Raw genomic sequence first — 14,924 nt, 5'->3', positions numbered from 1 at the left:
ATCAAATCAGATATGCAGGCGACGGACCCCCGGGTCCGTTGTGCTGTGTTCCCACATTTCCTCGAATTCAACGGTCAGCTTGCGGGCAATCTCCGGGCGGCTGCTGTCGTGAAATCCGTTCCAGGTTACGGCCTGCCGCCGCAGTACGAACTGTTCTTCATCGGCAATCACAAATGCGTCATCGCGGCATTGAAAGTCTGGTGCCAGCTTGCGAACCTTTACCTTGCTGCTCAGTCGCTGAGCGATGTCGAGAAAGCGGTGATCGTTGCGGGTCAAGGGCGTTGTGTTGCGAATCAGCACTCGCATCAGCGTGTGCTGGCTGCGAATGGCAAAAGCACGCGCCGCATCGATCAGTTCCGCGGTGCTGAAGACCACCGGTGTCAGCTCCGGCGAGAGTACATCGATAGTCCGTTGGGCGTGATTGACAAGCTCGACAACCGCTTTCGAATACTCAACGGGGGTGCTGACCGGGCGGGTGAATACTTCGCTCATCTTGTTCCTCGCAGGCTGCGCCGCATCAGGCGGTGTGGAATATTTGCTTCGTCGAACTCGGGGCCTTCCGCAACAAAACCGTGTCGCTCGTAAAACGCCAGCGCGTGCGATTGCGCGTGCAGGTACACCTCGTCGAGGCCGGTCGCGATGGCAGCCTCAACCAGTCGGTCGAGGATCGCCGCGCCCAAACCCTGGCCGCGGGCTGCCGCAAGCACCGCCATACGTCCGATCTTGCCGTCGTATTGCAGCCTGCCGGTAGCGACGATATCCGCCGGACTCGGGCCCGCCAGTGCATGGATACACTCCGCATCCAGGCCATCCCACTCCAGCTCCGGGTCGACTTCCTGCTCGATAACGAACACGGTCTGGCGGATGCGCCTGATCAGCTCGCGGTCTTCGTTCCAGTGTGCCAGCCGGGTGTAGGCATCAGAGCTCATCGTCGAAGTATAACTTGCCGTCCAGGTACAACCGGTGCAACAGATCGGCCGCGCCGGCCGCCGCCGGCACCCTGACAGCAGCGCCACGACACAGCTGTGGCGCGAGCTCGGCACCATCCTGGTCGAGAGCGATGCAGTTGCCGTCAACAAACAACCAGCCGTGAGCGCCGCAGGTGCTGCGCGCCATTCGCACTGCCGGCTCCTTGCGGAGCAGGCTGCCGCGAGACCGGCATTGCTCGAAATTGTCTACCATGCGCGGCTCGGGTGAAAGCCACTGCTTGTTCTCTGTAACCAGGCTGCCAAACCAGACGACAGCATCGTCGATCTGCTCGGAAACGCCCAGTTGCTGCACGGCTCGGGCAACCGCAGCCTGTGATATCAGGCCGTCGTCTGCTTCAGCAGGCGCCAGGCCCTCATCGTGGTAACGACCGGTGGCGCGACCGGCAGCATGCTCGGCACGCCGCAGAGTCATTTCGGCCATCGATGGCGCACGGAATCCGATCGAGCACGTGATGCATTCGCGATCTCCCAGGCCATGGTGAGCGATCCCGGGTGGCAGATAGAGCATGTCTCCCGGCTGCAGCTGCCAGCTTTGCTGCGGATCAAATTTCGCCAGCACCTTCAGCGGCAGGTCGGGCAGACAGGCGCCATCGGCCGGGCCGGTTTGCCACGTGCGGCTGCCGGTGACCTGCAGCAGGAATACGTCGTACTCGTCGACATGCGGCCCAACGGTACCGCCGGGTGCGGCAAAGCTGATCATGATGTCGTCAATGCGCCAGCGTGGCAGGAATGAAAAATCGTCGAGTAAGCGGGCGACGTCCGGCAGGTGCTTGTCGACATCCTGGACCAGTAAGGTCCAGCCGGTTTCGGGTAGCTGCGCGAAGGTGTCGGCTGCAAAGGGGCCGTGCTGCACCTGCCAGCGATTTGGCGGTGAAAAAACCAGCCGCGATTCGACGTCGTCGTCGCAGGCCAGACCGGCAAGCTCGTCAGCGTCCGGCAGGGAAAAATCCGCCAGGGCCTGCGGCAGGTACAGCGGCGTGCGTTGCCAATGCTGTGCCAGGAACCCGGCCGCATCAAGCGCTGCAGGAAATTTCAGTGCCACGCGTCAGCCGCGGCGCAAAGCCCTGGCCGCAGCGGCGGCATTGCCGAGGTAGCTGGCGGGCGTGAGTTTCAGCAGGCGTTCGCGGTCAGCCGAAGGTAGCTGCAGCTTTTCGATAAACGCATGTATCGTGGCGCGGTCCATAGTCCTGCCGCGCGTCATCGCTTTCAGCTCCTCGTAGCCACCAGCCAGTCCGTGCAGCCGCATTACTGTCTGGATCGGTTCGGCCAGAAGCTCCCAGCGCTCATCCAGGTCGGTACTGATGCGCTCCTTGTCAGCTTCGAGCTTGCTGAACCCACGGTCGATGGCCTGGCATGCGATCAGCATGTGGGCCAGCCCGGTACCAATATTGCGCAGCGCCGTCGAGTCACTCAGGTCGCGTTGCCAGCGCGATACCGGCAGTTTGTGGGCCAGGTGGCCCAGCGTCGCACTGGCAATGCCAATGTTGCCTTCAGCATTTTCGAAGTCGATGGGATTGACCTTGTGCGGCATTGTCGACGAACCGGTTTCGCCGGCTTTGACACGCTGGCGAAAATAGCCGAGAGAAATATATCCCCAGACGTCGCGGCACAGGTCCAGCAGCACGTTATTGCTGCGTATCAGCGCGTGGGCGTAGGCGGCTATCCAGTCATGTGGTTCGATCTGTGTCGTGTAGTGATTGATCTCAAGGCCCAGGCTGCCAATGAATTCTTCCGCCAGCGCCGGCCAGTCTGTTTCTGGCAAGGCGGCATAATGAGCGTTGTAGTTGCCGACCGCGCCGTTGAATTTACCCAGGATCGGTGCAGCAGCAAACTCGCCGGTGGTGGTCTTCAGACGCGCGGCAAAATTTGCCAGTTCCTTGCCCAGCGTCGTGGGTGTGGCCGGCTGACCATGTGTTCGTGACAGCATGGCAACGTCTGCGTGGGTGTCGGCAGCGGTTTCCAGCATGCCGATGAGACTCTCGAGAGCCGGTTGTATGACCGTGCTGCGCGCCTCGCTCAGCATCAATGCGTAGGACAGGTTATTGATGTCCTCCGAGGTGCAGGCGAAATGCACGAACTCGCCGGTCGCATCGGCAAAGCCATTGGTTGCCAGCAATTCCCGTACGAAATATTCGACCGCCTTGACGTCGTGGTTTGTCTCGCGCTCGAGCTCCTTGATGCGGCGGGCGGCAGGTGAATCGAAATCATCCGCCAGCGAGCGAAGGCGATTGATATCCGCCGCGCTGAGGCTTGCCGGTTCCGGCAGGAGGCCGGCTGCGCCCAGGTGGGCCAGCCAGTGCAGCTCGATCCGGACGCGGTAGCGGAGTAGCCCGTATTCGCTGCAGATGGGCCGCAGGGCCGCCACCTGTGTGGCATAGCGCCCGTCCACGGGCGAGACAGCAGTCAGTGCGTCGGGCTTTTGGGTCTCTGTCACGCGCGCATGATAGCCCAAAAAGTGATCCGGCAGTGCGTAACAGCGGTATCATTGTCGTTTCGCTTAAGCCCTTTCAGGAGCAGCAATGGCTAAAGGATCGGTAAGAATGGAGCGGGACAGCATGGGCGAGCTCGAGGTGCCCGCAGCGGCGCTGTGGGCGGCACAGACCCAGCGTGCGGTGCAGAACTTTCCTATCAGTGGCCGCACCATGCCGGCGCCGTTCATAAGTGCGATCGGGCTCGTCAAGTGGGCAGCCGCCGGGGTCAATCGTGACCTGGGTCTGCTGGATGAAAAAATTGCCGGTGCCATTCAGTCTGCAGCGATGGAAATTGCCGAAGGCCAGCACTACGAGCATTTCCCCATCGATGTCTTTCAAACCGGTTCGGGCACGAGCTCGAACATGAATGCCAACGAAGTAATTGCACACCTGGCAACAGAACGGCTCGGCGCAGACGTGCACCCCAACGATCACGTCAATATGTGCCAGAGCAGTAACGATGTGATTCCGACAGCGATTCATGTCAGTGCTGCTCGCGCGGTGGCTCTGGAACTGATTCCGTCCCTGGCTTACCTGGTGGCAACACTGCGGCGCAAGGCAGAGTCACTGGACGGGGTCGTAAAGACAGGGCGCACTCACCTGATGGATGCCATGCCTGTGCGCATGAGCCAGGTTATCGGCGCATGGGCGAGCCAGGTCGACGGCGGTCTGCGGCGAGTGCAGGACACGCAAAAACGATTACATGAGCTGGCCCAGGGTGGCACAGCGGTAGGATCCGGTATCAATGCCCATCCGGAGTTCGGCGATCGCGTGGCCGCGGCACTTGCGGAACAGACCGGTATCCCGTTTTGCAGTAGTCCCGATCGCTTCATGAGCCTGGCTACCCAGGACACGGCGGTCGAATTGTCCGGACAACTCAAATCCATTGCTGTTGCGTTGATGAAAATATCCAATGACCTGCGCTGGATGAACAGCGGGCCGCTGGCCGGGTTGGCGGAGATTAAACTGCCGGCCTTGCAGCCTGGCAGCTCAATCATGCCCGGCAAAGTGAACCCGGTCGTACCCGAAGCGGTGACAATGGTGGCAGCACAGGTCATTGGCAATGACGCAACCATTACGGTCGGTGGTCAGGCCGGAAATTTTGAGCTCAATGTCATGCTGCCCGTCATTGCCGATAACCTGCTGGACAGTCTTAACATTCTTGCCAACAGCTCGAGGATACTGGCAGACAGCGCCATTGAGGGCTTTACGGTAAACGAGGAAGTGCTGGCCGAAGCGCTGCAGAAAAACCCCATCCTGGTTACTGCGCTAAACGCCGTGATCGGTTACGACCTGGGTGCGGCCACGGCGAAAAAAGCTTACGCGGAAGGGCGTCCGATTCTGGATGTGGCAAAGGAAACCACCGACCTTAGCGAGGATGAGCTGAAGCGGCTGCTCGACCCCGAAAAACTCACCCGCGGCGGTATTCAGGGCTGATCGTATTTGCGTGACCTGATAAAAACGAGGCTGCAGGACACCGCGCCGCAGCGGCCGGAAATAGTGCAACGGCCCGGCTGGGGAGATATACCGGAAATATTCGAGAGGCTGCTACCAAAGCAGCTGACACCTGCCGCGGTGCTGGTGCCCCTGGTCGAACGCAACGGCGAACTCAGCGTGCTGCTGACACAGCGTGCAAAGCATCTCAAGCACCACGGCGGGCAAATCAGTTTTCCCGGCGGCCGGATCGAGGACAGCGATGCCGGTCCGCTCGATGCCGCGCTGCGTGAGACCGAGGAAGAAGTAGGCCTGCCGGCAGCGAACATCGAGGTCGCCGGCTTTCTCGACAACTACTTCACTATCACCGGCTACTCGGTGACGCCGGTAGTTGGGTTCTACCGGGAGGACATGGAGCTGACGCTGGACCGGACCGAAGTCGACGACGCATTCGAAGTACCGCTGGCATACCTGTTCGATCCGGGAAATCACCACAGGAAAAAGAAAACCATCTACGGCTACGAGATTCCGTATTTCCAGATTCCCTGGAAAGACCGCGACATCTGGGGTGCTACGGCCTCCATGATTGTCTGTTTTTATCGCACGATACTGGAGCCTGGTGATGGAAGCGGCTGACCGACTGATCGAAATCATGCGCCGGTTGCGCGCACCGGAGGAGGGTTGCCCGTGGGACCTGGAGCAGGACTTCGCCACCATAGCGCCACACACGATCGAGGAGGCGTACGAGGTCGCCGACGCCATCGAACGTGACGATATGGAGGGCCTGCGCGACGAGCTGGGTGACCTGCTGTTCCAGGTGGTCTTCCATGCGCAAATGGCCGAGGAGGCCGGGCTGTTCAACATCACTGATGTAGTAGAGGGGCTGAACGACAAGATGGTGCGGCGTCACCCGCACGTGTTTGCCGGCGCCAGCATCGCCGACGCAGATGCGCAAACTGCAGCCTGGGAGGCGCAAAAAGCGGCGGAACGCCGCGGTGGCGTGCTCGACGACGTGCCGCGGGCACTGCCGGCGCTGCGACGTGCGGCAAAGCTGGGCAAGCGGGCTGCCAGCGTCGGTTTTGACTGGCCGCAAATCGACGGCGTGCGCGCCACGGTGGTCGAGGAGCTCGAGGAACTGGATGCAGAGATAACCAGCGGCGACCGGGACGCGATGGAACGGGAACTTGGCGACGTACTGTTTGCCCTGGTAAATCTGGGCCGCCACCTCGGTGTCGATGCAGAGACCGCGCTGCAGGGTACGAACAATCGCTTCAGGTCGCGTTTCGGTCACCTCGAACAGGCGGTAAGTGCCGACGGCCGCCGGCCGGAACAATGCGACCTGGATGAACTCGAAGCACTATGGCAGGCGGCCAAAGACGCAACATAACGGCATACGCGTCAGATTTCGTGAAAGCTATCAACGAAATGGCGCAGTAACAGGCCCAGGATTGTCGTTTGATGCCGCGGGTGCAGGACGGGTACAGGATTTTTCACAATCCCGCCGGAATCGGGCCTGTAATGTGGTCGTATCCGGCTGATTCTTATCGTATTCAGGCGATATTCAGGCAGTTCCGGCTATCTTGCTTACCAGGTTGGGAGAACCCTGTTGGTTCCCCGTTAAAGGAGTAAGGAAGATGCTGAAGAAGATCGCAATGACCACAGCGGCCTTCGCCACATTGACGTTGTCTGCTGCCGCGTTGGCCGACCACGACTGGTGGGACGACAATGATGACGATGATCGTTACGAACAGGACTATGATCGTGCAAATTACGATTATGACGATGGTTATGTGTACGCCCGGGTGATCGACGTTGACCCGATTTACCGTTACGTGCGTATTCGCCAGCCGCAGCGCGAGTGCTATGACCAGGAGGTCTACCACCGGCCGCGTCGGGGAAACTACCGTAATTCGACCGCGGCGACGGTTACCGGCGGGATCATTGGCGGTGCCATCGGCCGGCAGTTTGGCGACGGCAAGGGCCGCGACGCCATGACGCTGATCGGTACGCTGGTCGGTTCGGCGGTAGCACAGAACGAGGTCAATCGTGACAACTACCGCAGCGATTACCGTGACCATGCGCGTTATCGCACGGTGGAGCGTTGCACGACCCGGTATACGACCCGTCAGGAACGCCGTGTCGAAGGGTACAATGTCACCTACGAATTTGCCGGCCGGGAGTACACTACCCGGATGGACCGTCAGCCAGGCGATGAGATTCGCGTGCGCGTGGCGGTAACCCCGGCTGAGTACGAACGTTATTGAGGATCGGAAACTGGTGAAGGGTTTTCTCAGGCAAATTGTTCTTGGGCTGCTGCTGAGCCTGCCGTTGCTGGCAGCGCCGGCGGTGCAGGCCGCGCCGGATGATATCCGGCTGGCTGCCCAGGAACGGTTCATTTCGCTGGATCAGGCCGTCGCACGAGTGCGCCGCCAGATCGACGGCGATGTGATCAGCGCCAAGACCCGCTACGTGGATGATCGACCGGTGCACTACATCAAGGTCTATGACCGTGGCCGGGTTCGTACTTTCCGCGTGGATGCCAGATCCGGCCGGATCATGTGAGGCATTACTATGCGTTTATTACTGGTTGAAGACGAACAGACCCTGCGTGATTCGCTGGCACTGGCCCTGCGTGAATCGGGTTTCATCGTGGATGCCGTCGGCGACGGCGAAGAGGGGCTTTATTACGGCAAGGAATACCCGATCGATATCGCCATAGTCGATCTCGGCCTGCCCGGCATGTCCGGCATTGAGCTGATTTCGAAGCTGCGTGCGGACGAGCGGAATTTTCCTATCCTTATTCTTACCGCGCGTGATCGCTGGCAGGACAAGGTCAACGGCCTGGAGTCCGGTGCCGACGATTACGTGGTGAAGCCGTTTCATAAGGAAGAGGTGCTGGCGCGTATCAATGCGTTGTTGCGACGCCGCGGTGGCTGGGCGGAGGCGGTGCTGCGCGCCGGGCCCATCGCGCTGGATACGGCGGCCCAGCAGGTCAGCGTCGACGGCTCTGATGTAGACCTGACATCGTATGAATACAAGGTGCTGGAGCACCTGATGATGAGCGCCGGGCGGGTCGTGTCCAAGTCGGAGCTGACCGAGAGTCTTTACGAACAGGACTTCGAGCGCGATAGTAACGTCATTGAAGTTTTCGTTGGGCGGCTGCGGCGCAAGCTGGATCCGGCCAACACAATGAGACCCATCGAGACCCTCCGTGGCAGGGGATACCGCTTCGCGCTTGAATGATGTCGTCACTTAGCGCCCGTCTGTTGATAGCCGTCAGCCTCGTGCTGGCGGTTTTCTTTGGGGCTACGGTGCTGGTGCTCGACTCGGCTTTTCGTCATGCGGCCGAGCGCGCGGTAGAGGAACGGCTCGACGTGCAGATATTCCTGCTGCTGGCCGAAGCCGAACCAGCTTCTGACGGCGGGCTTGAGCTGCCCGATGACCTGCCTGAACCGCGTTTCAGTACCGCCGGCTCCGGTCTCTATGCGCAAATCAACACAGCGGATGGCACGCCGATCTGGCGTTCGCAATCTGCCGTAGGGCGCAACCTGCCGATGCTTAAGGCTGGTGGCCTGGGTGAGTACGCGTTTAGCCGCACCGAGCTGGCCGACGGGACTGCGGTGTTCATGCAGACGTTAAACGTCGAGTGGGAATTCGAAGACGGCAGCGCCGCCGGCTACCAGCTTGGCGTCGCTGAAAGTCTCGATCCTTTTCTCGACCAGGTGCGGCGCTATCGCCGGCAACTTTACGGCTGGTTTGCCGGCCTGGCGGTCGCCCTGGTGATTACTCTTGGAATCCTGCTGCGCTGGGTGCTGTCGCCGCTGCGCAAGATAGAGCGCGAAATACGTGAAGTGGAAAGCGGCGCGCGTCCCCAGCTCAGTGAAAAGTACCCGCGCGAATTGCAGGGGCTGACGCGCAATACCAATCGGCTGATTCTTGCAGAACGTACCAGGCTGGAGCGCTACCGCAATACGCTGGGCAACCTGGCCCATTCGCTCAAGACACCTCTGGCTGTGATCCGCAGCCTGATGGAGAGCAAGAAGACCGACGACGGCGAGATTGGCAACCAGCTCGAGCGCATGGATGAGATCATCGGCTACCAGCTCAACCGCGCTGCCGCGTCAGGCGCTATAACGCTCGGGCAGGAACCGGTCGATGTCGCCGCGGCGATTGCGGCTGTCGTGCGGGCACTCGACAAGGTTTATGCCGACAAGGCAATTATCTGCCGTTGCCAGCTGGCAGACGGCGTTGCCTGGTTCGGCGACAAGGGTGATTTCACCGAGATTGCCGGCAACCTGCTCGACAATGCTTACAAATACGGCAACAGCAAGGTGCAGGTTTCAGCGCAGGCACTGGCGGCGGGTGATTCGCCGCGAGCCGGGCTGGAACTGGTCGTCGAGGATGACGGCGCTGGCATCGAGCCGGCTGCCGCTGAAGCGCTGTTTCAGCGTGGCGTCAGGGCCGACCAGCACGCCGATGGTCACGGTCTGGGGCTGGCCATGGTCCGTGAGATCGTCGAGTTAGCCGGCGGCGAACTCCAAATCGCCCGCTCACGGCTCGGTGGCGCCAGTATCACCGTGAGGCTGACGCCACCCTGAGAGCCCCCGCCGGGGGTTTGCCCCACTTGACCCGAACGGCGTGTTCGCGGAATGTATCTGCTCTTTTGGGCAGGAGAACTGCAGCGTGGCGCCTTCTCGATCCGACAATCCCAATCGTGGTTTCCTGGTGCCGATAGGCGGTGCCGAGGAGAAACTGCGTAACCCGGAAATACTCAATCGGTTCGTCGAGATATGCGGCGGCGCCGAGCCGGCCCGTATCGCGATTATTCCCACCGCATCGGAGCTGGAAGATACCGGGCGCATCTACGAAAAACTGTTTAGAGAGCTCGGTGTTCGTCATGCCATGGTTTTGCCGATTACCACGCGTGCCGATTGCGAAGACGACAAATACACCGACTACCTCGAACGTGCCACCGGAATATTCATGACCGGCGGAAACCAGCTGCGATTGTCGACGACACTGGGCGGTACGCGAGTTGCGCAGTTGATTCGCAGGCGAAATGCTGCAGGCACCCACATAGCCGGCACATCGGCCGGTGCGGCATTTATGCCTGAACACATGATCGCTGGCGGCATGGAGGGCAGTACGCCGAGCCCCGACAAGGTTATCCTGGCGCCCGGACTCGGTCTGACTAACAATTTCATCATCGATCAGCATTTTCGCCAGCGCGACCGGCTCGGACGCCTGCTTACCGCGCTGGCCTACAATCCGTTCGCCGTCGGTATCGGTCTGGACGAGGACACCGCAGCGTTTATTCGACCGGGCGACTCACTGGAAGTAGTCGGTTCCGGCGGCATTACTATCGTCGATCCATCTGACCTTGAGCACTCCTCCATGGACCAGGCTGCAAGAGGGGAACCGGTAAGCCTGATTGGCGTGCGCCTGCACATCCTGGTCCAGGGTGGCAGTTTTGACATCAAGAGCCGCAACGCGGCGCCCTGAGCATGGGTATGCAGTATGAAAATTCTCTCCACCAATATTTATGTAGGGCCTAATACCTACGCCCACTTCCCGGTCATTCGCCACATCATCGATCTGGGCGAACTGGAGCACTGGCCGACCGGCCGGCTCGGGAAACAATTTAATGACCGCCTGCTCGAGTGGCTGCCCGGATTGCACGAGCACGGTTGTTCGTATGGCGAGCCCGGTGGCTTTGTCCGGCGGCTCACCGAGGACGAAGGCACCTGGCTCGGGCATGTCATGGAACACGTGGCGATCGAGCTGCAAAACGTGGCCGGCTCGCCGGTTACCTTTGGCAAGACGCGTTCGACCGGTGAGGAAGGCCAGTACTACATGGTGTTCCAGTATCACGACGCTGCAGTAGGCCAGGCGGCCAGCAAGCTGGCGCTCGAAATTCTGCACAGCCTGTTGCCGGCGGAACTGCAGCCGCCCGAAGCACCCGGGCCGGACTGGGACTTCGCTGCCGAGCGCGATCGCTTTATTCGTGCCACTCAGCGTCGCGCACTGGGGCCAAGCACCGCTTCGCTGGTTGCCGCTGCAGAAGAGCGGGATATTCCGTGGATCAGACTGGGCGAGTTCAGCCTGGTGCAGTTCGGTCATGGCCGTTATCAGCAGCGCATCTGGGCAACCACCACCGGCCGCACAAGCAACATTGCGGTGGAGCTGGCTTCAGACAAAGAAGAAACCAACCACATCCTGCGTGATCTGGGCCTGCCGGTGCCGAAACAGCTGATCGTCCGCAGCAGCTCAGATGCAAAACGCGCTGCCCGACGCATCGGCTACCCGGTGGTGCTCAAGCCACTAAGCGCCAACCATGGTCGCGGCGTCTCGACCAACCTGACGACGTCCGAGCAGGTCGAAGTCGCGTTTGCCAAGGCACGGGAGCATCATCGCAGCGTCGTCGTCGAGAGCTTTATTACCGGTCTGGATCACAGGCTGCTTGTCGTTAACGGCGAGCTGGTTGCGGCGGCAAAGCGCGTACCCGGGCATGTTGTTGGCGATGGCCGGCATACCATTGAAGAACTCGTGGACATCGTAAACCAGGATCCGCGGCGTGGTGTGGGCCACGAAAAGGCGCTGACCCGGCTGGAATTCGATCACCAGGCCGAACGCCTGCTGACGGCAAGTGGTTACGACCGCAACACGGTGCCGGAAAAAGACGAAGTCGTTTACCTGCGCACAACGGCGAATCTGTCCACCGGCGGCACGGCAATCGATGTCACAGACGTTATCCATCCTGACAACCGCGAGATGGCGGAACGCGCGATACGCGGCATCGGGCTGGACATAGGCGGCGTGGATTTTCTTACCGATGACATTACGCAGTCGTATCACGAAAACGGCGGCGCGATCTGCGAAATCAACGCCGGACCGGGCTTCCGCATGCACGTCGCGCCGAGTGAAGGCACGCCGCGCGACGTGGCCGGTCCAGTCATCGACATGCTGTTTCCGCCCGGCACACCATCGCGTATTCCGATTGCGGCGATCACGGGAACCAATGGCAAGACCACCACCTCGCGCATGTTGGCGCATATCCTGAAGCTCAATGGCCACACTGTGGCGCTGACCAGTACCGACGGCGTTTATGTCGACGGTCAGTTGACCGTCGAAGGCGACATGACCGGTCCGGTTTCCGCAGCGATGGCGCTGCGCGACCCCAGCGTCGATGCTGCGGTCATGGAAAGCGCGCGTGGCGGCCTGCTGCGTGCCGGGCTGGGTTTTTCCAGCTGCAACGTTGCCGCCTGCCTGAACATATCGGCCGATCATCTCGGGCTGAAAGGCATCGATACACTGGAGCAACTGGCAGAAATAAAGCGGGTGCCGATCGAGGTGGCAACCGACGCCGCCGTGCTCAACGCCGATGATGAATTGTGTCTGCGTATGGCCGACTACACCAAGGCTACACAGCTCTGTTATGTGACCATGAACCAGCGTCATCCGCTGGTGAAAGAACATATCCGGTCCGGCGGACGAGCGGTCGTGCTCGAAGAGGGTATGAACGGGCACATGATCACCATCTACGATTCCGAAAGTCACATGCCGCTGCTATGGACGCACCTCATACCGGCCACTATTGAAGGGCGGGCACTGCACAACGTGCAAAACGCCATGTTTGCCGCCGGGCTTGCGTATTCGATGGGCGTCAGCCTGGACAATATCCGCCAGGGGCTGCGCACCTTTGACACGACATTTTTCCAGGCGCCCGGTCGTATGAATATCTACACCGAGCACCCGTTCAAGGTCATTCTCGACTACGCACATAATCCCGCCGCGGTAAAAGCAATGTGTGACCTGGTTGACCGTTTCGATGTGGAAGGCCGTCGCATCGTTGTGCTGGCTGCGCCTGGCGATCGTCGCGACGAAGATATCCGGCAAATCGCGCAGTACGCGGCCGGCCACTTCGACCATTACATCTGCCGTCAGGACGACCGGGTGCGTGGCCGGGAATCCGGCGAGGTACCGGCCCTGCTGCGCGAAACGTTGCTCGATGCCGGTGTTGCCGCAGACCAGGTCAGCATCGTCGAAGACGAGCAGCAATCCGTCGATGACGCGCTGAATCGTGCGGAAGCCGGCGACCTGCTGCTGATTCTGGGCGACAACATCAAGCGTACCTGGAAGCAAATCATCTACTTTGGCGGCGAACGCGATGCCGGCGAAGTGGTGGCGCCAGTAGTCAAAGCCGCGCCGCCGGAGGTGGACGATTTTGAGATAGACGAGAATCTCGAAATTATTCGTGATGAGCGTGGCGTGCGTATTGCACGGGAAGCAGAAGACAGCGACTGATGGAACTTCTGGACAGCCGCCGCCTCACGGGGGCTAATGCGGTCAGCCCGGGGGCCGGTGCTGTAATCGATGTAGCTGTCGACGATGACCGGTGTGAAACACTGATAGCCGCCTGGCAAAAGCAGGCGCGGAAAATACTCGATGCAGTGGGGTGGAGCAGCGAGCAGCTCTACGTGCGCCGCTGCCGCGGTGGCGCCAGCCTGGCGCTGTCTGCCCCGATCGATGCGCTCTATGCAGCAACGGAAGTCAACGAATGGGCTTTGGCTGCCGCCAGCGGAAGCGGCACGGAATCGCTGGCGGGCGCGGCTGCCAGGCTGCAAGGCCTGATAGCCGAAGAGTCAAACCCGTCATTGCGTAACCTGCAGGCAGCGGCGTTCCATCATGGTCGTGTTTTTCTCAGCGATGACGACGAAGCATCCATCGGGCTGGGTCGTGGCAGCAAGACATGGCCCGTTAGCGGATTGCCACAACCCGACGAGATCGACTGGAGCCGGCTGCATGAAATCCCGGTCGGCCTGGTTACCGGCACCAATGGCAAGACAACGTCTGTGCGTCTTGCTGCGGGGGTCGCACGCGCGGCAGGGCTGCACGTGGGCTACAGCTCGACAGACTGGCTGGCCGTCGATGACCAGGTCATCGACCCGGGCGACTATGCGGGTCCCGGCGGCGCACGTACGACGTTGCGTAATCGAGACATCGATATTGCCATCCTGGAGACGGCACGAGGCGGACTGCTGCGTCGGGGCATCGGCGTCCCGCGGGCGCAGGCCGCGCTGATTACCCGGATCGCGCGTGATCACATTGGTGATTTCGGTTCGGCGAATCTGGATGAGCTGCTCGACGCAAAATGGGTGGTAAGCCGCGCCCTCGGCAGCGGCGACCGGCTGGTGCTCAACGCGGATGACCCGCTGCTGGTGGCCAAAGCACCGGAGTCGCCCGCTCCTGTGGTGTTTTTCTCCCTTGATGCATCGAACCCGGTGATAAAGCAGCACGTAAGTTCAGGCGGGCAGGCCTGGGCGCTGCGTGACGAAGTGATTTGCGAGTGTCGCGATGGCAAATGGAACGATGTTATTCGCGCCGATGAGATACCGCTGACGCTTGGCGGCGCGGCCCGCCATAACATTGCCAATGCGCTTGGTGTTGCGGCGCTGTGTGAAAGTCTCGGCATCGGCCACAAGGCCATTGTCGACGGCCTGGCCGGCTTTGCCCCGGACGATAATCCCGGCCGCGGCAACCTGTTCGATATCGACGGCGTAAAGGTGCTGGTGGATTTCGCCCACAACCCCGACGCCTTGCGCGCCATCGTCAGCCTGGCGCGCAACCTGCCGGCACGGCGCCGGCTCATTGCTTTTGGCGAGGCAGGCGACCGCACCGATGCACTGATCCAGGATCTTGCCGACATAGCCTGGCAGCTGCAGCCGGATCGGCTGGTCACGCTGGAAATAGCCAAATACGCGCGCGGCCGCGAGCCCGGCGAATTAAAGGACTTGTTGCACGACCGGCTGACAAAACTGGGGGCACGTCGCGATCAGCTGACTCATCACCAGACGGAAGTGGCAGCGCTGCATGACGCCATGGCGTGGGCGCAGCCGGGCGACCTCGTTATCCTGCTGTCATTGGCCGAGCAGGACGAGGTTCTGGCGATATTGCAGCAGCGCGGCGCCGGTTAGGACTTTTTCAACAGCGGTGCAATCAGGTCCAGCGGCAACGGGAAGACAATGGTCGA

The 14,924-nt window shown here is 60.9% G+C and carries 14 protein-coding genes; 10 read left to right on the top strand and 4 right to left on the bottom strand.

Annotated elements, in window-relative coordinates; all coding sequences use genetic code 11:
- Positions 1-6: 6 nt before the first annotated feature.
- From HKN06_08150 to purB, 4 genes are read right to left on the bottom strand one after another with little or no spacing between them, the layout of a single operon-like run.
- Positions 7-492 (bottom strand): hypothetical protein, encoded by a 486-nt coding sequence (locus HKN06_08150; GenBank protein ID NNF61286.1) that lies wholly within the window; start codon positions 490-492, stop codon positions 7-9.
- On the bottom strand, positions 489-929 hold the full coding sequence (locus HKN06_08145) for a GNAT family N-acetyltransferase (protein ID NNF61285.1): 441 nt from the start codon (positions 927-929) through the stop codon (positions 489-491). The genes HKN06_08150 and HKN06_08145 overlap by 4 nt, the downstream gene beginning before the upstream one ends.
- On the bottom strand, positions 919-2,031 hold the full coding sequence (locus tag HKN06_08140) for a cupin domain-containing protein (GenBank protein ID NNF61284.1): 1,113 nt from the start codon (positions 2,029-2,031) through the stop codon (positions 919-921). The genes HKN06_08145 and HKN06_08140 overlap by 11 nt, the downstream gene beginning before the upstream one ends.
- Positions 2,032-2,034: 3 nt before the next feature.
- Positions 2,035-3,396 (bottom strand): adenylosuccinate lyase, encoded by a 1,362-nt coding sequence (gene purB, locus HKN06_08135; GenBank protein ID NNF61283.1) that lies wholly within the window; start codon positions 3,394-3,396, stop codon positions 2,035-2,037.
- Positions 3,397-3,508: 112 nt separating this feature from the next.
- On the opposite strand from purB, the gene HKN06_08130 reads away from it, so the two are divergent.
- The 10 genes from HKN06_08130 to HKN06_08085 all read left to right on the top strand — a co-directional run bounded on the left by HKN06_08130 (position 3,509) and on the right by HKN06_08085 (position 14,868).
- Positions 3,509-4,897, top strand: a complete 1,389-nt coding sequence (locus HKN06_08130; protein NNF61282.1) for a class II fumarate hydratase — start codon at positions 3,509-3,511, stop codon at positions 4,895-4,897.
- Between the two features lie 144 nt (positions 4,898-5,041).
- Entirely contained in the window at positions 5,042-5,530 is a 489-nt protein-coding gene (locus HKN06_08125; GenBank protein NNF61281.1) for a CoA pyrophosphatase, read from the top strand.
- The gene (gene mazG, locus HKN06_08120) at positions 5,517-6,281 is read left to right on the top strand and encodes a nucleoside triphosphate pyrophosphohydrolase (GenBank protein NNF61280.1); all 765 of its coding nucleotides are present in this window, start codon (positions 5,517-5,519) and stop codon (positions 6,279-6,281) included. Before HKN06_08125 ends, mazG begins: the two co-directional genes overlap by 14 nt.
- Positions 6,282-6,528: 247 nt before the next feature.
- Positions 6,529-7,158, top strand: a complete 630-nt coding sequence (locus HKN06_08115; GenBank protein ID NNF61279.1) for a glycine zipper 2TM domain-containing protein — start codon at positions 6,529-6,531, stop codon at positions 7,156-7,158.
- A gap of 13 nt (positions 7,159-7,171) precedes the next feature.
- Positions 7,172-7,456, top strand: a complete 285-nt coding sequence (locus HKN06_08110) for a PepSY domain-containing protein (GenBank protein NNF61278.1) — start codon at positions 7,172-7,174, stop codon at positions 7,454-7,456.
- Between the two features lie 9 nt (positions 7,457-7,465).
- Complete coding sequence (locus HKN06_08105) at positions 7,466-8,137, top strand: response regulator transcription factor (protein ID NNF61277.1); 672 nt, start codon at positions 7,466-7,468, stop codon at positions 8,135-8,137.
- A complete protein-coding gene (locus tag HKN06_08100) occupies positions 8,134-9,492 on the top strand; it encodes a histidine kinase (GenBank protein NNF61276.1) in 1,359 nt (452 codons plus the stop codon). The genes HKN06_08105 and HKN06_08100 overlap by 4 nt, the downstream gene beginning before the upstream one ends.
- A gap of 85 nt (positions 9,493-9,577) precedes the next feature.
- On the top strand, positions 9,578-10,396 hold the full coding sequence (locus HKN06_08095; GenBank protein NNF61275.1) for a cyanophycinase: 819 nt from the start codon (positions 9,578-9,580) through the stop codon (positions 10,394-10,396).
- 15 nt (positions 10,397-10,411) lie between these two features.
- On the top strand, positions 10,412-13,198 hold the full coding sequence (gene cphA, locus HKN06_08090) for a cyanophycin synthetase (GenBank protein NNF61274.1): 2,787 nt from the start codon (positions 10,412-10,414) through the stop codon (positions 13,196-13,198).
- Positions 13,198-14,868: a Mur ligase gene (locus HKN06_08085; GenBank protein NNF61273.1), complete on the top strand. Its 1,671-nt coding sequence runs from the start codon at positions 13,198-13,200 to the stop codon at positions 14,866-14,868. Before cphA ends, HKN06_08085 begins: the two co-directional genes overlap by 1 nt.
- Positions 14,869-14,924 lie beyond the last annotated feature (56 nt).

It is taken from the genome of Gammaproteobacteria bacterium (assembly GCA_013003425.1).
In the GTDB taxonomy this organism is placed as follows: Bacteria; Pseudomonadota; Gammaproteobacteria; order Steroidobacterales; family JABDKV01; genus JABDJB01.
Note: the sequence above shows the minus strand (reverse complement) of the source record. Positions and strands in the feature narration are given on the sequence as shown.

What these genes read in the sequence shown, in the direction of transcription:
- HKN06_08150 (NNF61286.1), bottom strand. Translation starts at nt 492, where the DNA reads ATGAGCGAAGTATTCACCCGCCCGGTCAGCACCCCCGTTGAGTATTCG.
- HKN06_08145 (NNF61285.1), bottom strand. Translation starts at nt 929, where the DNA reads ATGAGCTCTGATGCCTACACCCGGCTGGCACACTGGAACGAAGACCGC.
- HKN06_08130 (NNF61282.1), top strand. Translation starts at nt 3,509, where the DNA reads ATGGCTAAAGGATCGGTAAGAATGGAGCGGGACAGCATGGGCGAGCTC.
- mazG (NNF61280.1), top strand. Translation starts at nt 5,517, where the DNA reads ATGGAAGCGGCTGACCGACTGATCGAAATCATGCGCCGGTTGCGCGCA.
- HKN06_08115 (NNF61279.1), top strand. Translation starts at nt 6,529, where the DNA reads ATGCTGAAGAAGATCGCAATGACCACAGCGGCCTTCGCCACATTGACG.
- HKN06_08105 (NNF61277.1), top strand. Translation starts at nt 7,466, where the DNA reads ATGCGTTTATTACTGGTTGAAGACGAACAGACCCTGCGTGATTCGCTG.
- HKN06_08100 (NNF61276.1), top strand. Translation starts at nt 8,134, where the DNA reads ATGATGTCGTCACTTAGCGCCCGTCTGTTGATAGCCGTCAGCCTCGTG.
- cphA (NNF61274.1), top strand. Translation starts at nt 10,412, where the DNA reads ATGAAAATTCTCTCCACCAATATTTATGTAGGGCCTAATACCTACGCC.
- HKN06_08085 (NNF61273.1), top strand. Translation starts at nt 13,198, where the DNA reads ATGGAACTTCTGGACAGCCGCCGCCTCACGGGGGCTAATGCGGTCAGC.